Here is an 18655-nt window from a genome sequence, read left to right on the forward strand (position 1 = left end):
GCGTGTCATCCCATGGGACAAGGAGTACGGTGCCGTCATGTCTCGCAGCATCGATCTCGCAGTGATCCCCGGTGACGGCATCGGCCAGGAAGTCGTGGCCCAGGGGCTCAAAGTCCTCTCCGCCGTCCTTCCGCAGGACGTGAAGCTGGAGACCAAGGAGTTCGACTTCGGCGCCCGGCGCTATCACGCCACCGGTGAGACCCTCACCGACGCCGACCTCGACGCCCTGAAGGGGCACGACGCCATCCTGCTGGGCGCGATCGGTGACCCCTCGGTCCCGTCGGGCGTTCTGGAGCGCGGTTTCCTGCTCAAGCTCCGCTTCGCCTTCGACCACCACGTGAACCTGCGTCCCTCGAAGCTCCTGCCGGGGGTCGAGACCCCGCTGGCCGGCCAGCCCGAGATCGACTTCGTCGTGGTCCGTGAGGGCACCGAGGGCCCGTACACCGGCAACGGCGGCACCATCCGCAAGGGCACGCCGCACGAGATCGCCACCGAGGTCTCCGTCAACACGGCGTTCGGTGTCGAGCGGGTCGTCCGTGACGCGTTCGCCCGTGCGCAGGCCCGACCGCGCAAGAAGCTGACGCTGGTCCACAAGAACAACGTGCTGACCTTCGCGGGCCACCTCTGGACCAATGTCTTCAACAAGGTGGCCGAGGAGTTCCCCGAGGTCACCACGGACTACATCCACGTGGACGCGGCGACGATCTTCCTCGTCACGCAGCCCGAGCGCTTCGACGTGATCGTCACCGACAACCTCTTCGGCGACATCATCACCGACCTCGCCGCGGCCGTCTCCGGCGGTATCGGCGTCGCCGCCTCCGGCAACATCAACCCGAGCGGCGAGTTCCCCTCGATGTTCGAGCCCGTGCACGGCTCGGCGCCCGACATCGCGGGCCAGGGCAAGGCCGACCCCAGTGCCACCGTGCTGTCCGTCGCCCTGCTGCTGCGCCACCTCGGCTACGAGGCCGAGGCCGCCCGCATCGAGGACGCCGTCTCCGTCGATCTCGCCGAGCGGGTCGGCAAGCCCGCCCGCAGCACCGAGGAAATCGGCGACGCGCTCGCCCTGCGAGTAGCCGGCTGACCCGGCTCTCCGCCTACGTTCCGTAGCAGCCGCCGGGTCGCATCCGCACCCGGCGGCTTTTGCTGTGCCCTCGCCGGGTGCCACCATCATCTCCTGGGTCATCTCTGGGTCATCCCCCGGGCCGTATTCACGCCGTTTCGTCCACGGACCTCCGCGCGCGATAATCAAGGCGGAGCCGCGGAATGAGGGAATGCTCGGACGTCCTATCACTGGCCACTGGCAGTGCGGACGTGAGCGCGGCCCGTCACACACAACCGGTGAAGGACAAAACCACTCATGACGCAGCCCACGATCGAGCTCAAGCCCTCCGCCAGTCCGCTCTCCGCCGCCGAGCGCGAGGCGATCCTGGTCAACCCCGGGTTCGGCCGCCACTTCACCGATCACATGGTGACCATCAAGTGGACCGAGGGCCGCGGCTGGCACGACGGCCAGCTCGTTCCGTACGGACCGCTCTCCCTCGACCCGGCGAACATGACCCTGCACTACGCGCAGGAGATCTTCGAGGGCCTCAAGGCCTACCGCCGGCCCGACGGCTCCGTCGCCACCTTCCGCCCCGACAAGAACGCCAAGCGCTTCCAGGCCTCCGCCCGTCGGCTCGGTATGCCCGAGCTGCCCGTGGAGACCTTCATCGAGGCCTGTGACGCGCTGGTCCGCCAGGACCGGGACTGGGTTCCCGCGCACGGTGGCGAGGAATCCCTCTACCTGCGGCCCTTCATGATCGCGACCGAGGTCGGCCTCGGTGTGAAGCCCGCCAACGAGTACCTCTTCCTCGTCATCGCCTCGCCCGCCGGCGCCTACTTCGCGGGCGGTGTGAAGCCGGTGTCGATCTGGCTCTCCGAGGACCGCGTCCGCGCCGTTCCCGGCGGCATGGGCGACGCCAAGACGGGCGGCAACTACGCCGCCTCGCTCCTCGCCCAGAAGGAGGCCGCCGCCAAGGGCTGCGACCAGGTCTGCTACCTCGACGCGGTCGAGCACAAGTGGATCGAGGAACTCGGCGGCATGAACCTGTACTTCGTGTACGGCGACAGGATCGTCACCCCGTCCCTCACCGGCTCCATCCTGGAGGGCGTCACCCGTGACTCCCTGCTGACCGTCGCCCGCGACCTCGGCTACACCGCCGAGGAGGGCCGCGTCTCCATCGACCAGTGGCAGACCGACGCCGAGAACGGCACCCTCACCGAGGTCTTCGCCTGCGGCACCGCCGCCGTCATCACCCCCGTGGGCAACGTCAAGCGCGCCGGCACCGAGTGGCACCAGTCCGGCGGCGAGCCCGGCAAGGTCACCCTCCGCCTCCGCGAGGCCCTGCTCGACATCCAGCGCGGCATCACGGAGGACAGGCACGGCTGGATGCACCCGCTGGGCTAGCCCGCCGGGCCGTCGCGCTCCGCCCGTCCCTCCGCGCCTCTCCGCCCCGCGTCTTCCGCCGGTCCCCGTCGCCCAGCAGGGTTACGGGGACCGGCTGTTCGTTCGACGCGTACCGACCGGTCATGTCGGCGACGGCGGGCAGGGTCCGCGCGGACGGGACGGCGGAGGCGGCCGGTGAGAAGTTCTTCGCGCTCCACCTCATCCAGGCCCGTGATCCGGACCTGGTGGGGCGGCCGTTCCTCGCCGCGTACGAAGGGCGCGCCGCCTGGTTCGGCGAACTGGAGCCTGCTTTCGGCGCGAGCCGGTTCCTGCCCGGAGTCGACGCGGTGTGACTCCTGCTTCGGTGTGAGTGCCAGGTGGACGATGCCGCCGACCAGGCCGGACAGGACGAAGCTGCAGTCCACCCCGCCCGTCAGGGACAGCGGCGGACCCTCGTGCGACGGCAGGGACACGGCCAGCAGGCCGACGAAGGCGCCCAGGGCCCAGGACGCCGTGGCCGGGATGTTCCAGCCGGCCCGGTACCAGTAGACGCCGCCGCGGGAGCGGCGGTTGAAGACCTGGAGGGCGTCGGGGTCGTAGACGCCGCGGCAGCGGACGAAGTCGATCAGCGTGATGACCGCCCACGGGGTGCCGATCGCGGTCAGCGGCAGGACGAAGGACGTCATCGCGGACTGGGCGTTCCAGGCGATGGGGGCACCTCCCTGTTCGAGCGAATCCGGGAGCTCGGGGGAGGCCGACGAACAGACGCTGAACTGCGCGCCGGAGGAGGCGGAGAGGTTCGTGCCGGTCCGCAGCGAGACCAGGGCCAGCGGCGCGGTGAGCGCCGTTCCGACGACCGTGCCTGCCACGATCGAGCTCACGGAGGACCACCGGTCGAGCCCGAACGAGGGTGGCAGTCAGCCGAAGATGATCACCCCGAGGCAGAGGTTGGAACCGAGCGGGATCGACACGAGGTCGCGGGGTCCGCTGGTGCGTTCCTCGTCCGGGATCGTGTCGACTCCGCGCTGTTCGATCGGCATGGCTGGTCTCCTTTGACGGCCGCCTGGCGAGGTGCGGAAAGCACCAAGAGTTAGATTGACGTTCAATGTGGCGTCTCCGATGCTGGTCCGCAAATGTTTCCCTTCCATGAATCCGAGGTTTAGAGTAACGCTCTAACTGGAGGAAGGTGAGGAGGTGTCGTGGCGTGAGACTGACCCCCACGGAACGTGACCGACTGCTGCTGTTCTCGGCCGCCGAGCTGGCCCGTGCCCGCAGGGCGCGCGGACTGCGGCTCAACGTGCCGGAGGCCACCGCCCTGATCGCGGACACCGTCTGCGAGACCGCCCGCGACGGCGGGCGGCTGGCCGAGGCCATCGAGGCGGCCCGGTCCGTCCTCGGCCCCGAGGACGTGCTGCCCGGCGTCGCGGACGTCGTCACCGAGGTGCACGTCGAGGCCGTCTTCGACGACGGCTCCCGGCTCGCGGTCGTCTCCGACCCCATCGGCGGCGGACTCGGCGACCTGGCCCCCGGCGCGCTGCTGCCCGCGCCCGCCCACACCGAGCCCCCGGCCGTCCTGCGGCTGACGGTCACCAACACCGCGAGCGTGCCGGTCTCCGTCACCTCCCACTTCCACTTCTTCGAGGCCAACCCGCGGCTCGACTTCGACCGGGCGGCCGTCTACGGCATGCGGCTCGCCGTGCCCGCGGGGTCATCCGTCCGCTTCGGCCCCGGCGAGAGCGCCGAGGTCGGCTTCGTGCCGATCGGCGGGGAACGGATCGCGATCGGCTTCGCCGGTCTGGTCGACGGCCCGCTGGACGCGCCCGGAGCGAGGGAAGAGGCCCTGCGCAGGGCCGCCGCCTGCGGATACCTAGGAGTCGGGGGAGCCGCCGGGGCCGCAGGGGCCGCCGGGCACCCCGGAGCAGAAGGAACCGGCGCGCACCCCGGAGCAGAAGGAGCCGGCCGATGAGCATCGACCCCTACGCCTACGCCGCCACCCACGGCCCCCGCGCCGGTGACCGGGTCAGGCTCGGCGACTCCGGGCTGACCATCCGCGTCGAGTCCGACGCCCAGCTCCCCGGCGACGAGTTCCTCGCCGGATTCGGCAAGACCGCCCGCGACGGGCTGCACCTCAAGGCCGCCGCCGTCCGGGACACCTGCGACGTCGTCATCAGCAACGTCGTGGTGATCGACGCCGTCCAGGGCGTCCGCAAGGTGTCCATCGGCATCCGCGAGGGCCGGATCTGCTCGATCGGGCGGGCCGGCAACCCCGACACCCTCGACGGCGTCGACGTCGTGGTCGGCACCGGCACGTCCATCGTCTCCGGCGAGGGGCTCATCGCCACCGCCGGGGCCGTCGACACGCACGTCCACCTGCTCTCGCCGCGCATCATGGAGGCCTCGCTCGCCTCCGGCGTCACCACGATCATCGGCCAGGAGTTCGGGCCGGTCTGGGGCGTCGGCGTCAACTCGCCCTGGGCGCTGCGCCGCGCCTTCGGCGCGTTCGACGCCTGGCCGGTCAACATCGGCTTCCTGGGCCGGGGTTCGTCCTCCGACGGCGCGCCGCTGATCGAGGCACTCGCCGAGGGCGGGGCGAGCGGCTTCAAGGTCCACGAGGACATGGGCGCCCATACCCGGGCGCTGGACACGGCCCTGCGGGTAGCCGAGGAACACGACGTCCAAGTCGCCCTGCACAGCGACGGGCTGAACGAGTGCCTGTCGGTCGAGGACACCCTCAGGGTGCTCGACGGACGCACCATCCACGCCTTCCACATCGAGGGCTGCGGCGGCGGTCACGTCCCGAACGTGCTGAAGATGGCGGGCGTCCCGAACGTCATCGGCTCCTCCACCAACCCGACCCTGCCCTTCGGCCGGGACGCGGTCGCCGAGCACTACGGCATGATCGTCTCCGTCCACGACCTGAAGACCGACCTGCCCGGCGACGCCGCCATGGCCCGCGACCGCATCCGCGCCGGGACCATGGGCGCCGAGGACGTGCTGCACGACCTGGGCGCCATCGGGATCACCTCCTCCGACGCACAGGGCATGGGACGAGCGGGCGAGACCGTGCGCCGTACCTTCGCCATGGCCGGGAAGATGAAGGCCCAGTTCGGCGCGCCCGAGGACCACGACAACGAACGCGTCCTGCGCTACATGGCCAAGCTGACCATCAACCCGGCCATCGCGCACGGCCTCGCCCACGAGGTCGGCTCCATCGAGGTGGGCAAGCTCGCCGACATCGTGCTGTGGCGCCCCGAGTACTTCGGCGCCAAGCCGCAGCTCGTGCTGAAGTCCGGCTTCCCCGCCTACGGAGTCGTCGGCGATCCCAACGCCGCCACCGACACCTGTGAACCCCTGGTCCTCGGACCGCAGTTCGGGGCGCACGGCGCTACCCCCGCCGAGATCTCGGTCGCCTTCGTCGCCCAGGCGGCGCTCGACCAGGGCAACGACCTCATGCCGACCCGCCGTCGCCGTGTGGCGGTTCGCGGCACCCGCGGCATCGGTCCCGCCGACCTGCGCCTCAACTCCCGTACCGGAGCGGTCGACGTGGACCAGCGCACCGGCCTTGTCACCCTCGACGGCGACCCGCTGCGCTCCGAGCCCGCCGACTCGGTCTCCCTCAACCGCCTGTACTTCCTGTAATCGACACGGCCCGTAAGGATCACCCATGTCTGCTGCCGCCGACGGCTTCCGTATGCCCGCCGAGTGGACCCCGCACGAGCGCACCTGGATGGCGTGGCCGGGCCCCAACCCCACCTTCGACAACCCGGAGGACCTCGCCGGGTCGCGCGCCGCCTGGGCGGCGGTCGCCCGCGCGGTCCGCCGCTTCGAACCGGTCACCGTGGTCTGCGGTCCCGGCCAGTCCGCACAGGCCGCCGAACTCCTCGGTCCCGGCGTCGACACCGTCGAGCGGGAACTCGACGACGCCTGGATGCGCGACATCGGCCCCACCTTCCTCACCGACGGCCAGGGCGGACTCGCCGCCGTGGACTGGACGTTCAACGGCTGGGGCGCCCAGAGCTGGGCCCGCTGGGAGCACGACTCCAAGATCGGCGCCGAGGTCGCGGACCTGGCGGGGGCCAAGACGTACGCCTCGCGGCTGGTCAACGAGGGCGGCGCGATCCATGTCGACGGCGAGGGCACCGTGCTGCTCACCGAGACCGTGCAGCTCGGCCCCGAGCGCAACCCCGGCTGGACCCGCGAGCAGGTCGAGGCGGAGATCCACGCCCAGCTCGGCACCCGCAAGGCGATCTGGCTGCCGCGCGGCCTGACCGGTGACTACCCCCCGTACGGATTCGGCACGCTCGGCCACGTCGACATCGTCGCCGCCTTCGCCCGGCCCGGCGTGATCGTCGCGCACTCCCAGCAGGACCCGGCGCACCCCGACCACGAGGTGAGCCGGGAGGTCATCGGGCTGCTCAAGGAGCAGACCGACGCGCGCGGACGCCGCATCGAGGTCGTCGAGGTCCCGGCCCCGACGGTCCTGGAGGCCGACGGCCACTGGGCCGACTACTCCTACATCAACCACTACCTGTGCAACGACGGTGTCGTCCTGTGCGGCTTCGACGACCCGCGCGACGAGACGGCGGCCGGTATCTTCCGCCGTCTCTTCCCCGAACGGACCGTGACGCTGGTGGACGCACGTACGATCTTCGCGGGTGGCGGTGGCATTCACTGCATCACCCAGCAGCAGCCGAAGGCCTGAAAACGGGAGTCACGGATGGCCGGTGCGCGGAAGAACGCGCCACCGCGCGAGGAGGTCCTCGCCGTCGCCATGGAGATGATCGCCGAGCGCGGTCTGGAGAAGCTCACCATGGCGGCGCTCGGCCGTGAGGTCGGCATGAGCAGCGGCCACCTCCTCTACTACTTCCGCTCCAAGGACGAGCTGCTGCTGCGCACCCTGGAGTGGAGCGAGGGCCGCCTCGGCGCCGAGCGCGGCCGGCTGCTCGCCGCGCGCGGAACGGCCCGCGAGCGCCTGGACGCCTACGTCGACCTGTACGTCCCCGACGGCCACCGGGACCCGCACTGGACGCTCTGGCTGGAGGTCTGGAACCACTCCCAGAACGCCGACGACGACGCCCGCGAACGCCAGGTCGCCATCGAGGGCGCCTGGCACCGGGACCTCGTCGCGCTGCTCGCCGAGGGTGTCTCGCGCGGCGAGTTCCGCGCCGTCGACCCGGACCGCTTCGGCGCCCGGCTGCGCGCCCTGCTCGACGGCTTCTCCATCCATGTGGCGATCGGTCTGCGCGGCACCGGCCGTGACCAGGTCCTGTCCCACGTACGGGAGTTCCTCGACGAGTCACTGGGCTGAACGGCGTTCACGGACGGCCGACAGGACGCCAGGGCCGCCTTCATCGCCGATGCCCCGCTCGGTGCTGTCGCGCCGCCGTCGTGTACGCGCCGCCGTCGTGTACGCGCTGCCGGAGCGCGGACGTCACCGCCGTCCGCGCCGGTCACGTAGCCCAGTGCTCGCATCCTGAGACACCCTGTGAGCACGCGGGCGGTATGTGCCAGACTGCCCCCGTGCTCTCGTTCGCCACGATTATTGGCAGCAGGCGCGCCGGTCCGCAGTGACCGCCACGTACGACCAGGTACGGGCGGACACCGTCGTTCTCGACCCGCGCGCAGACCTCTCGCACCCGCGAGGGGTTTTTCGCATTTCTGGCCCACCTTCAGCCGGGAGCGCAGCGCGAGGGATCATTGGGGGACGGTGGAGCCGGTCATTCCGGTAGACCGAGTTCAATACAGGAGCCTTGAGACCATGACGGAAACCAGCGAGCTCGACGATGCGTTCCACGTCTTCGACACGACGCTGCGCGACGGCGCGCAGCGCGAGGGCATCAACCTCACCGTGGCGGACAAGCTGACCATCACGCGGCACCTGGACGACTTCGGGGTGGGCTTCATCGAGGGCGGCTGGCCCGGTGCCAACCCCCGCGACACCGAGTTCTTCGCCCGCGCCCAGCAGGAGATCGACTTCAAGCACGCCCAGCTGGTGGCCTTCGGGGCGACCCGCCGGGCCGGTGGCAAGGCCTCGGAGGACCCCCAGGTCAAGGCGCTCCTGGACTCGGGGGCCCCGGTGATCACCCTGGTCGCCAAGTCGCACGACCGGCACGTCGAACTCGCCCTGCGCACCACGCTGGAGGAGAACCTGGAGATGGTCCGCGACACCGTCTCCCACCTGGTCGCCCAGGGCCGCCGCGTCTTCGTCGACTGCGAGCACTTCTTCGACGGCTACCGCGCCAACCCCGGTTACGCCAAGGCGGTCGTCGGCGCGGCCGCGGAGGCCGGCGCCGATGTCGTCGTCCTGTGCGACACCAACGGTGGCATGCTCCCGGCGCAGATCCAGGCCGTGGTCGCCACCGTCCTCGCGGACACCGGCGCCCGGCTCGGCATCCACGCCCAGGACGACACCGGCTGCGCCGTCGCCAACACCCTGGCCGCCGTCGACGCGGGCGCCACCCACGTCCAGTGCACCGCCAACGGCTACGGGGAGCGCGTCGGCAACTCCAACCTGTTCCCGGTCGTCGCCGCCCTGGAGCTGAAGTACGGCAAGAAGGTGCTCCCCGAGGGCAAGCTCCGTGAGATGACCCGGATCTCGCACGCCATCGCCGAGGTCGTCAACCTGACACCCTCCACCCATCAGCCGTACGTGGGCATCTCGGCGTTCGCGCACAAGGCGGGCCTGCACGCCTCCGCGATCAAGGTCGACCCGGACCTGTACCAGCACATCGACCCCGAGCAGGTCGGCAACACCATGCGGATGCTGGTCTCCGACATGGCGGGCCGCGCCTCCATCGAGCTCAAGGGCAAGGAACTGGGCGTCGACATCAGCGGCGACCGCGAACTGGTCGGCCGGGTCGTCGAGCGCGTCAAGGAACGCGAGCTCAGGGGCTACACGTACGAGGCCGCCGACGCGAGCTTCGAACTCCTGCTGCGCGCCGAGGCCGAGGGCAGGGCCCGTACGTACTTTGAGGTCGAGTCCTGGCGGGCCATCGTCGAGGACCGCCCCGACGGCAGCCACGCCAACGAGGCCACGGTCAAGCTCTTCGCCAAGGGCGAGCGCATCGTCGCCACCGCCGAGGGCAACGGCCCGGTCAACGCCCTCGACCGCGCCCTGCGCGTGGCCCTGGAGACGCTCTACCCCCAGCTCGCGAAGCTTGAGCTGGTGGACTACAAGGTCCGCATCCTGGAGGGCAAGCACGGCACGTCCTCCACCACCCGCGTCCTCATCTCCACCTCCGACGGCACGGGGGAGTGGTCCACGGTCGGCGTGGCGGAGAACGTCATCGCCGCGTCCTGGCAGGCACTGGAGGACGCGTACACCTACGGGCTGCTGCGCGCGGGCGTCGAGCCGGCCGCGTAGGCCCGCCTCGACAGGAGCCCTCGGCGAGCCTCTCGAACCCGCCGGGGCTCATCGCCCGGTCGTGTCGGCCCGCACCCGGCCCGGCTTCGGCGTGGCGAGGTCCGCCGCACGGAAGGTGACGGTGCCGGGGGCGCGTGGCCGCCAGTACGACACGTTCCGTGTCCCGCCCCCGTCGAGGGCGGGACACGGACGCCCTACTGCAAGTGCCACTTCTGGTTGGCGGCCCCCGTGCACGACCAGATCTGTCCCCGCGCCCCGTTCGCCGACGAGTTGTCCGTCACGTCGAGGCACTTGTTCGCCGCGGTGTTGACCACGTCACCCGTCGAGGAGTTGTACGACCACTGCTGAGCGCCCGAACCGTTGCAGTCGTAGAGCTGGACCTTGGCGCCGTCGGCCGTCGACCCCGACGTGACGTCGAGGCACTTCCCGAGCGAGCGCACCGATCCGTCGGCCTGCACGGCCCAGGACTGAGCGGCGGACCCGTTGCAGTCGTAGAGCTGCACCGCGGTGCCGTTGGCGCTCGAACCACCCGCCACGTCAAGGCACTTGCCGGCCAGACCGACGAACGCCCCCGACTGGCTGCCGCCGCCCGACTGCGTCCCGGACCAGGTGAACGTCGCCGAGGTCTTGCCCGGCAGTGAATAAGTCGCGTGCTGGCCGCCCCAGTTGATGGTGACCGACTTGGCGGCGGAGCCGTCGTTGTAGGCGATCAGCGCCTTCGAACCGTCCGGGTTGCGCCAGGCGACGTTCGGGACCGCCGAGGACGCCGTGGAGGCGATCCGCTGCGCCCCGGGCCGGACGAACTTCGTCAGCTGCCCCATCGTGTAGTACTCGACCGTGTAGTCGACGGTCCCGCTCGCCCCGTCCCCGTTGTGCACGGTGATCAGCCCGGTGCAGGTGCCGCAACCCCCGTTGTGCGGGCCCTTGTTCTGGTCCACGGCGAGCGACCACTTGGTCACCGACTTCGCCCAGTTGCGGGTGTAGTCGACGATGTTGAGCATGTCCTCGCGCTGCTGGTTGGCGATCCAGGTGCCGCCGGAGTGCTCGGTCCCGAAGGCGTCGAGGCCCGGGTACTGGTTGTGCACGCTCGTCTGCTTGGTGACGTCACCGCCGTACCCGTGCCAGGCGATCCCGCCGAAGTTGGGGTTCGAGCGGACCGCCGCGTCGTCGACGGTCCCCGCGGCGTAGGAGTCGTACACGTCCCAGTTCCAGTCGTGCGCCAGCACCTTCGTCGACAGACTGGACGCGTTCAGCTTCGGCAGCAGCTCGCTCTTCGTGAAGTAGGCGAGGCCCGAGGCGTTCCAGCTCATCGACGGATAGCCGGAGCAGCACGTCGGCTCGTTCTGGGCGGTCACGTACGACACGGGAACGCCCTGATCCTTGTACGCCTGAAGGTACTTGACGAAGTACGAGGCGTACGCGCCGTAGTCCTCGGACTTCAGCCAGCCGCCGTTCAGCGACCCGCTGTCCTTCATCCAGGCCGGCGCCGTCCACGGCGAGGCCATCACCGTGAGAGCGGGGTTGAGCTGGAGTGCCTGCCTGGTCAGCGGTACCACGTCGGCGAGGTCGTGCGCGATGGAGAACTGCGCCAGGTTCGGGTCGCTCTGCCCGGCCGGCACGTCGTCGTAGCTGTAGCCGTACCGGGCCAGGTCGGAGGCGCCCATGGGGTTGCGCAGGAAGGACAGCCCGATCCCGTCCGTCGGCGAGAAGAGCTTGCGCATCGTCGCGTCGCGGGTGCTCTGCGACAGCGCGCCGCTGCTGTTCATCAGCCAGGCCGCGGTGTCGGTGAAGGAGGCACCCCCGCCGGTGAACGTCTGGTACCGGGTGTTCTCGTCGACGGTGATGTTCTCGCCGCTTCCGCCGCTGCCCGACTGGAAGGCGAACGGCGCCTGGGCCTGCAGCCCGCGCACGACATGGCGTCCGCCGTCGTCGTCCGTGGTCGTCAGATAGGCGGTGACCTGCTCGCCCGCGGCGTGCGCGGGCGTGGCCGCCGTGAATCCCGCGGTGGCGAGCAGACCGGCGACGATCAGCCGGACCGCCCGAGTGGATCTCCTGGTGGATCTCCTCATGGAGCGCCGCCCTTCTGGAGGTGGGGGTTGGGAGGCGTGCGAGGCGTGAGTAAATGACGACTGGGGGCCCACGTCAAGGGGTCTCGCGTTCAGGGCCTGAAGGAACAACTGCGCTGATCCGGACGTGACTTGAGTGTGTACCGGTTCCGACGTGAAGTCTTGACGGGTCGCCGGGGCGTCAGTTAACTCACGCCGTGATCTAAGTCGTAAGAAGAGCGAGTGATCACGGGAAGCACGTCGGCAAGAAGCACGTCATGACAAGAAGGCACGTCGTCAGAAGAACGTGAGAGTCGAGGGGAGATCCCATTGACCGGGCTCGATCGGAATTCCGTACGAAGAACCGCTCTGCTGGCCGGTGCCGCGCTGATCGCCGGACTGCTGCCGCTCGCTTCGGCGGGAACGGCGGCGGCCGATGAACCGGCGCCCGTCCCGGTCGACCGCTTCGAGGGAGAGGTGCCCTTCGCGAACCAGCCCGCCGACGGCATCTTCACCTGGGGCGGCGACAGCGACGACCCGCCGAAACTGGCCCTGACCGCACGGTCCGACGCGCCCGAGGGTGCCAAGGTCCTCACCGGCGACTACGACATCAGCGGCTACGGCGGGTTCAGCCACGACTTCGCCGCCGGACAGCCGGCTCACGACTGGTCCGCGCACAAGGGCATCCGCTTCTGGTGGGACGGCCGGGACACCGCCAAGAAGATCGCCTTCGAGATCAAGGACGGCGGCGCCAACGGCGAGGCCTCCGAGCTGTGGACGACCTCCTTCACCGATGACTTCACCGGCTGGAAACAGATCGAGATCCCCTTCACCGACTTCACTTATCGCACGGACTACCAGCCCGTCGGCGGTATCGACCAGGTCCTCGGCCTGACGCAGATGTGGGGGTACGCCCTCACCCTTCCGGTCGGCGTCCAGGGGCAGTTCGCCATGGACGACGTCGAGCTGTACGGCAAGGCCGACCAGTCGCTGCGGGCCTCCGTCACCACCGACGCCGCCGTGTACCCGGTCCGGGAGGGCGGCACCGCCACCGTGCGGGTCTCGGTCGCCACCACCGGCTCCGCCCCGATCGACGAGCCCGTGACCGTCGGGTACGAGAGCGCGGGCGGCACCGCCGAGCCGGGCAAGGACTACACCCAGGTCAAGGGTGAGGTCACCTTCCCGGCGGGCACGACGTCCGGCACGAGCCGCACCATCACGATCCCGACCCTGCGCGACCGGTCCGCCGAAGCGGCCGAGACGATCCCCCTCAAGCTCACGGTGACCGGCGCCAAGGCCCCCGCCGAGACCCCGCAGGTCGTCATCGACGCCCACGGACTCCCGTACCTGGACCCGAAACTGCCCGTGAAGAAGCGGGTCGCCGACCTCGTCTCCCGGATGTCCCTGGAGGAGAAGGCCGGACAGATGACCCAGGCCGAGCGCGGCGCGATCGGCGCGGGTGGCGACATCGCCTCCTACGACCTCGGGTCACTGCTCTCCGGCGGCGGCTCCACGCCGACCCCCAACACCCCCGCGGCCTGGGCGAAGATGGTCGACGGCTACCAACTCAGGGCGCAGGCCACCCGGTTCCAGATCCCGCTGATCTACGGCGTGGACGCGGTGCACGGCCACAACAACCTCGCCGGCGCGACGGTCATGCCCCACAACATCGGCATCGGGGCCACCCGTGATCCCCGACTGGCCGAGAAGACCGGCGCGGTGACCGCGTCCGAGGTCCGCGCCACCGGCATCCCCTGGGACTTCGCCCCCTGCCTGTGCGTGTCCCGCGACGAACGGTGGGGCCGCTCCTACGAGTCCTTCGGCGAGGACCCGGCGCTCGTCCAGTCCATGGAGACGATCATCCAGGGCCTCCAAGGCGCCCGCGACGGCAAGGACTTGAAGGACGACGACAAGGTCCTCGCCACCGCCAAGCACTTCGTCGGCGACGGCGGCACCGGGTACGGCACGTCCACGACGGGTTCGTACACCCTCGACCAGGGCGTCACCAAGGTCACCCGGCAGCAGTTGGAGGCCGTGCACCTGGCCCCGTTCCAGACGGCCGTCGACCGCGGAATCGGCTCGGTCATGCCGTCCTACTCCTCGCTCGACATCGTCGGCGACGGCCAGGGCCCGGTGAAGATGCACGCCCGCGCCGACATGATCAACGGCGTCCTCAAGGGCCGGATGGGCTTCGACGGCTTCGTCATCAGCGACTGGAACGCCATCGACCAGCTCCCCGGCGACTACGCCTCGCACGTCCGCACGTCGGTCAACGCGGGCGTCGACATGATGATGGTGCCGTACTCCTACAAGGACTTCCGCACGACGCTCATGGCCGAGGCGAACGCCGGGCGCGTCAGCGCGCGGCGGATCGACGACGCCGTGTCGCGCATCCTCACCCAGAAGTTCGAGCTGGGCCTCTTCGAGAAGCCCTACGCGGACACCAGCGGCGCGTCGAAGATCGGGTCGGCCGCGCACCGGGCCGTGGCGCGGCAAGCGGCGGCCGAGTCCCAGGTCCTGCTGAAGAACGCGGACGGCGTACTGCCGCTGAGGAAGTCCCAGAAGGTGTACGTCGCCGGTTCGAACGCCGACGACCTCGGCAACCAGACCGGCGGCTGGACCCTCACCTGGCAGGGCTCGTCCGGCAACAACACCAAGGGCACGACGATCCTCCAGGGCATGCGGAACGCCGGCGGTGACGTCACCTACTCCAAGGACGCCTCGGCGCCGACCGGCGGCTACGACGTCGGTGTGGTCGTCGTCGGCGAGACCCCGTACGCGGAGGGCGTCGGCGATGTCGGCAACGGCAACGACCTGGAACTGACCGCGGCCGACAAGGCAGCCGTCGACAAGGTGTGCGCGGCCATGAAGTGCGCGGTGCTGATCGTCTCGGGCCGCCCGCAGCTCATCGGCGACCGGCTCGGCGCCGTCGACGCCCTCGTGGCCTCCTGGCTGCCGGGCACCGAGGGCGACGGTGTCGCGGACGTCCTCTACGGGAAGCGCGCCTTCACCGGGCAGCTCCCGGTCACCTGGCCGAAGTCGGCGGCCCAGCTGCCGATCAACGTCGGTGACACCTCCTACGACCCGCAGTTCCCGTACGGCTGGGGTCTCACGACGCTCACGAACGTACCGGGCGGCGGCACCGCCACCCTGCGGACGCTCGCCCTGGTGGCCTCGGCGGCGGAGCGGGCCGGTGCCGACCGGGTCGCCCGCACGGCCGTGACGAAGGCCCGGCTGCTCGTCCAGCGGAAGATCGGCTCGTCGATCACCGCGGCGAACGCGGGGCTCTTCGCGGACGCGGACCATCTTCTGCTGACCGGCCACTACGCGAAGGCGGTGGCCGAGCTGACGGAGGCGTACCGAGCGGGGTGAGGGAAGGCGCGCAGGGCCGGCCGGGGCTGAACGTCAGCCCCGGCCGGCCCGCGTTCCGGTCCCTGCTCTTTACGACACGGTCGGTGCAGTCGGTGCAGTCGGTGCAGTCGGTGCAGTCGGTGCAGTCGGTGCGGTCGCCGCCGTCGCCGCGGCGCTCCGGAGTTCCTTGGCCAGCTTGCGGGCCTGCAGCGCCTTGACCACGACGTACACGCGGAACACGCTGACCAGGAGCATCACGACACCGAGGAGCGCGGCGAAGGCCGACCCGTCCCGCGCCGCGCCATAGAAGAGAGCGCCGCTGAAGGGGAAGCCGACGACGATGAGCAGCGGCTCGCGAACCCAGAACGGGAGAACGCGAATGATGAGTCCGACCATCCGGGTACTTCATCAGGTCCATGCCAGAAACCGCTGTGACGGAGGCCACAGTTCCGGCAGGCGGAATCAGATCGTTGCGGGGCGTCGGCCCGATGCCACGCGCCACCACGGGCAGGCTCGGCGCCGAGGAGCGCGGCCGAGCCCCGGCCGCGGCGGGGCACCCCCCTCCCGATGTCCGATTTTGCTCCGGTTCGGGTAGCTTCAAAGGCATGAGGGCCGCACGCACCCGAGGACTTCCAGGCCTGTTGGTCGCACTGATGATCGCGGCCCTGGCGATGGTGTGCTTCCAGGCGCCCCGGGCCCACGCGGCCACCGACGTCTCCACCGTGGCGGCGGCCCTCCGCAAGGGCCCCGTCTATGTGGACCCGGCCGCCTCCGCCCAGCTCTCCGCGTCCGAGGCGGACGCCCTCGCAGCCAAGATCAAGAAGGCGGACAGACCGGTCTTCGTCGCCGTGCTCCCCGCGAACTTCCCCACCCAGAACCTCTTCCAGGATCTGCGCACCGCCACCGGCATCACCGGCCTCTACGAGATCAGGCTCGGCGACCGCTTCGACGCCCGCGCCGACTCCTCGGTGATGTCCCGCTCGGCCGTGCAGAACCTCGTCACCAGCGTCCAGGGCGTCTCGGACGCGAACACCCAGCTGAACGAGTTCACCGACCGCGCGCTGGCCAACATCCACGGTTCGGCCCCGGCGAGCTGGGGTGGCGCCGCGAACGGCTCGGGCGTCTCGGCTGGAGCGCTCATCGCGGTCGGCGCGGTGGCCGTCGTCGGCGGGGCGGGCGCCTACACGGTCGTGCGCCGCAATCGGCGCCGCAAGGAGGACGAACGGCGGGCGGCGCTCGACAGGCTCCGCGTCGTCGTGGACGAGGACATCACCGCCTTCGGCGAGGAACTGGACCGGCTCGACTTCCACCCCGCTGAGGCGGGCGCCGACGACGCGATGCGCGCCGACTACGAACGCGGGCTGGACGCCTACGAACAGGCGAAGTCCTTCATGGCCAAGGCCCGGCGTCCCGAGGACGTGCGCGCCGTCACCCAGTCCCTGGAGGAGGGCCGCTTCTCCCTCGCCGTGCTGGCCGCGCGCCGTGAGGGCCGCCCGGTCCCAGAACGCCGGGCGCCGTGCTTCTTCGACCCCCGGCACGGCCCCTCCGTCGCCGACACGGCCTGGACACCCGCCGGGGGCGCGGCACGCGAGGTCCCGGTCTGCAAGGCGGACTGGATCCGCCTCGTCGGCGGCGAGGACCCGGCGGTCCGCGAGGTCGAGACGGACCACGGCCGCCGCCCGTACTGGGACGCGGGCCCGGCGTACGGCCCCTGGGCGGGCGGCTACTTCGGCGGCGGGGTGCTGCCGGGCCTGCTCGTGGGGACCGTGCTCGGCAGCATGATGGCGAGTCCGGGGTACGGGGCCGCCTACGGCACCGGATACGGCGACTTCGGCGGCGGTTACGGCGGCGGCGACGTCTCCGGGGCCGACTTCGACCCCGGCGACTTCGGCGGCGGCTTCGGGGACGGCGGGGGAGGCGACTTCGGCGGCGGGGGCGGTGACTTCGGCGGCGGCTTCTGACGCCCGCCACGAGAGCTCGGCGCCGGCGCCCGCCCTTCCGGCGGGCCGACGGGGGCACCTGCGGCAGCTCCGTCCCGCCCTCTGCTCCCTGGTGCCGAGACGCCGGAGCGCCCGCCCTCTCCGCACCGGGGAGCAGGGGGCGGGCGCGCTCAGGGTGCCGCCGCGGCGGCACCGGGCCGGCCGGAGCCGGCCGACGTGGCCCGGCGGGAACCGGTAGATCAGCCGGCGTTCTTGATCGCCGAGATGTCGAAGTTCAGCTTGATCTTGTCGGAGACGAGGACGCCACCGGTCTCCAGGGCCGCGTTCCAGGTGAGGCCCCAGTCCGAGCGCAGGATCTCGGCCTTGCCCTCGAAGCCCACGCGCTCGTTGCCGAACGGGTCCTTCGCGGCGCCGTTGAACTCCAGGTCGATGGTGATCCGGCGGGTGGTGCCGAGGATCTCCAGGTCGCCGGTGATCCGGTAGTCGTCGCCGCCCAGGGCCTCCGCCTCGGTGGAGCGGAAGGTCATCGCCGGGAACTCGTCGGTCTTGAAGAAGTCGGCGCTCTTGAGGTGACCGTCGCGGTCCGCGGACCCGGTGTCGATGCTGTCCATCTTGATGTCGAGGGACGCCGTCGACTTGGCCGGGTCGCCGCCGTCCAGGTGCAGCGTGCCCTCGAAGTCGTTGAACTTGCCCTTGACGTTGGTGACCATCGCGTGCCGGGCGACGAAGCCGATCGTCGAGTGGGCCGGGTCGATGGTGTATTCGCCGGTCAGCGCGGCCAGGTCCGGGTTGACGGCGGTGATCGTCGCGGTGCCCGCGGACTCGGCGGTGTCGGTGGTCTTGCGGCCGAAGATGCCCATGAGGTGCTCCTTGGGGGGACGGGCCGCGGTTCCGGGGAGAGCCACGGCACAATCTGTTGAATGTTCAACGAACTCAACAAGGGCAACCGTAGACCTATTCCGTTCAAGTTTCAACATCATCCGGAGAGTGCTCTTCATGTCGCGGTGGGTCACGTTCGTCCGGTCCCCGGTGGACGCGCGTGGACCCGGTCGTGCGGGGCGCCCATACCTTGAAGGGGGCCGGCGGCTGCGCGCTCGGCATCGTCGGCGGCACCGGGACCGGGTGGCCGCCGGGCGGGGCGCCCGTGGGCTGTGCGGACCGCCGAACGGGGGTCCGCGTCACCCCGGTGATGGCATGTGCCACTCATGAATGTGAGGTGGCTCTCGGCCCAACGGTTTGTGTGATCTAAACAAGCCCAAGCCCCTCTGGGCAGTCGGATCGCCTGCATGTGATGGCGGTTCTGTTCAGGGGCACCAGGAAAACGGTCCGGAGACTGTGCAGAGTCGACGGGCCTCTTTCCTTGGTGGACTTCGTATGGTCGCTACATGACCGTTTTGGACGAGGCCGACACCGCCAGCTCCACGAGCTCCACAGGTGAACCGACGGACGCGCGTGGACGTGTGGCGGAGCTGCACGCGATCCGTGCCCGGGCGATGGCCGGCCCGAGTGAGAAGGCGACCGAGGCGCAGCA

At 70.5% G+C, this 18655-nt stretch carries 12 protein-coding genes and 1 pseudogene; 9 read left to right on the top strand and 4 right to left on the bottom strand.

Going from position 1 to position 18655, the window contains the following annotated elements; translation table 11 throughout:
• Positions 1–37 precede the first annotated feature (37 nt).
• Positions 38–1081 carry a 3-isopropylmalate dehydrogenase gene (locus ACFYW8_RS33210; RefSeq protein WP_365876382.1) on the top strand — a complete coding sequence of 348 codons (1044 nt, stop codon included), beginning with the start codon at positions 38–40 and terminating at the stop codon, positions 1079–1081.
• Between the two features lie 276 nt (positions 1082–1357).
• A complete protein-coding gene (locus ACFYW8_RS33215) occupies positions 1358–2446 on the top strand; it encodes a branched-chain amino acid aminotransferase (protein ID WP_365876384.1) in 1089 nt (362 codons plus the stop codon).
• Between the two features lie 338 nt (positions 2447–2784).
• Here ACFYW8_RS33215 and ACFYW8_RS33220 read toward each other — a convergent pair.
• Positions 2785–3465: pseudogene (locus ACFYW8_RS33220) on the bottom strand (cytosine permease); the annotation flags it as partial.
• 164 nt (positions 3466–3629) lie between these two features.
• Between ACFYW8_RS33220 and ureA the strand changes: the two are divergent.
• From ureA to cimA, 5 genes are all read left to right on the top strand, one after another.
• On the top strand, positions 3630–4391 hold the full coding sequence (gene ureA, locus ACFYW8_RS33225) for an urease subunit gamma (protein WP_389086175.1): 762 nt from the start codon (positions 3630–3632) through the stop codon (positions 4389–4391).
• Entirely contained in the window at positions 4388–6064 is a 1677-nt protein-coding gene (locus ACFYW8_RS33230) for an urease subunit alpha (protein ID WP_389086181.1), read from the top strand. Before ureA ends, ACFYW8_RS33230 begins: the two co-directional genes overlap by 4 nt.
• Before the next feature lie 25 nt (positions 6065–6089).
• Positions 6090–7127, top strand: a complete 1038-nt coding sequence (locus ACFYW8_RS33235) for an agmatine/peptidylarginine deiminase (RefSeq protein ID WP_389086185.1) — start codon at positions 6090–6092, stop codon at positions 7125–7127.
• Between the two features lie 15 nt (positions 7128–7142).
• Entirely contained in the window at positions 7143–7733 is a 591-nt protein-coding gene (locus ACFYW8_RS33240; RefSeq protein WP_389086188.1) for a TetR/AcrR family transcriptional regulator, read from the top strand.
• Between the two features lie 450 nt (positions 7734–8183).
• The gene (gene cimA / locus ACFYW8_RS33245) at positions 8184–9788 is read left to right on the top strand and encodes a citramalate synthase (protein WP_365876396.1); all 1605 of its coding nucleotides are present in this window, start codon (positions 8184–8186) and stop codon (positions 9786–9788) included.
• 194 nt (positions 9789–9982) lie between these two features.
• On the opposite strand, the gene ACFYW8_RS33250 is transcribed toward cimA, so the two are convergent.
• Complete coding sequence (locus tag ACFYW8_RS33250; protein WP_389086198.1) at positions 9983–11857, bottom strand: ricin-type beta-trefoil lectin domain protein; 1875 nt, start codon at positions 11855–11857, stop codon at positions 9983–9985.
• Positions 11858–12163: 306 nt separating this feature from the next.
• Here ACFYW8_RS33250 and ACFYW8_RS33255 point away from each other — a divergent pair, with 306 nt between their 5' ends.
• On the top strand, positions 12164–15205 hold the full coding sequence (locus ACFYW8_RS33255) for a glycoside hydrolase family 3 N-terminal domain-containing protein (RefSeq protein ID WP_389086203.1): 3042 nt from the start codon (positions 12164–12166) through the stop codon (positions 15203–15205).
• A gap of 69 nt (positions 15206–15274) precedes the next feature.
• On the opposite strand, the gene ACFYW8_RS33260 is transcribed toward ACFYW8_RS33255, so the two are convergent.
• Positions 15275–15580: a hypothetical protein gene (locus ACFYW8_RS33260; protein WP_389086207.1), complete on the bottom strand. Its 306-nt coding sequence runs from the start codon at positions 15578–15580 to the stop codon at positions 15275–15277.
• 209 nt (positions 15581–15789) lie between these two features.
• On the opposite strand from ACFYW8_RS33260, the gene ACFYW8_RS33265 reads away from it, so the two are divergent.
• Positions 15790–17145: a hypothetical protein gene (locus ACFYW8_RS33265; protein WP_389086211.1), complete on the top strand. Its 1356-nt coding sequence runs from the start codon at positions 15790–15792 to the stop codon at positions 17143–17145.
• A gap of 218 nt (positions 17146–17363) precedes the next feature.
• Here ACFYW8_RS33265 and ACFYW8_RS33270 read toward each other — a convergent pair whose 3' ends face one another.
• Positions 17364–17984 carry a YceI family protein gene (locus ACFYW8_RS33270; RefSeq protein ID WP_389086216.1) on the bottom strand — a complete coding sequence of 207 codons (621 nt, stop codon included), beginning with the start codon at positions 17982–17984 and terminating at the stop codon, positions 17364–17366.
• Positions 17985–18655 lie beyond the last annotated feature (671 nt).

The sequence above is a fragment of the Streptomyces sp. NPDC002742 genome (assembly GCF_042888885.1).
Classification (GTDB): domain Bacteria; phylum Actinomycetota; class Actinomycetes; order Streptomycetales; family Streptomycetaceae; genus Streptomyces.

Excerpts from the sequence above, each read along its gene's own strand:
- ACFYW8_RS33210 (WP_365876382.1), top strand. The coding sequence starts at position 38 with ATGTCTCGCAGCATCGATCTCGCAGTGATCCCCGGTGACGGCATCGGC.
- ACFYW8_RS33215 (WP_365876384.1), top strand. The coding sequence starts at position 1,358 with ATGACGCAGCCCACGATCGAGCTCAAGCCCTCCGCCAGTCCGCTCTCC.
- ACFYW8_RS33230 (WP_389086181.1), top strand. The coding sequence starts at position 4,388 with ATGAGCATCGACCCCTACGCCTACGCCGCCACCCACGGCCCCCGCGCC.
- ACFYW8_RS33235 (WP_389086185.1), top strand. The coding sequence starts at position 6,090 with ATGTCTGCTGCCGCCGACGGCTTCCGTATGCCCGCCGAGTGGACCCCG.
- ACFYW8_RS33240 (WP_389086188.1), top strand. The coding sequence starts at position 7,143 with ATGGCCGGTGCGCGGAAGAACGCGCCACCGCGCGAGGAGGTCCTCGCC.
- cimA (WP_365876396.1), top strand. The coding sequence starts at position 8,184 with ATGACGGAAACCAGCGAGCTCGACGATGCGTTCCACGTCTTCGACACG.
- ACFYW8_RS33250 (WP_389086198.1), bottom strand. The coding sequence starts at position 11,857 with ATGAGGAGATCCACCAGGAGATCCACTCGGGCGGTCCGGCTGATCGTC.
- ACFYW8_RS33260 (WP_389086207.1), bottom strand. The coding sequence starts at position 15,580 with ATGGTCGGACTCATCATTCGCGTTCTCCCGTTCTGGGTTCGCGAGCCG.
- ACFYW8_RS33265 (WP_389086211.1), top strand. The coding sequence starts at position 15,790 with ATGAGGGCCGCACGCACCCGAGGACTTCCAGGCCTGTTGGTCGCACTG.
- ACFYW8_RS33270 (WP_389086216.1), bottom strand. The coding sequence starts at position 17,984 with ATGGGCATCTTCGGCCGCAAGACCACCGACACCGCCGAGTCCGCGGGC.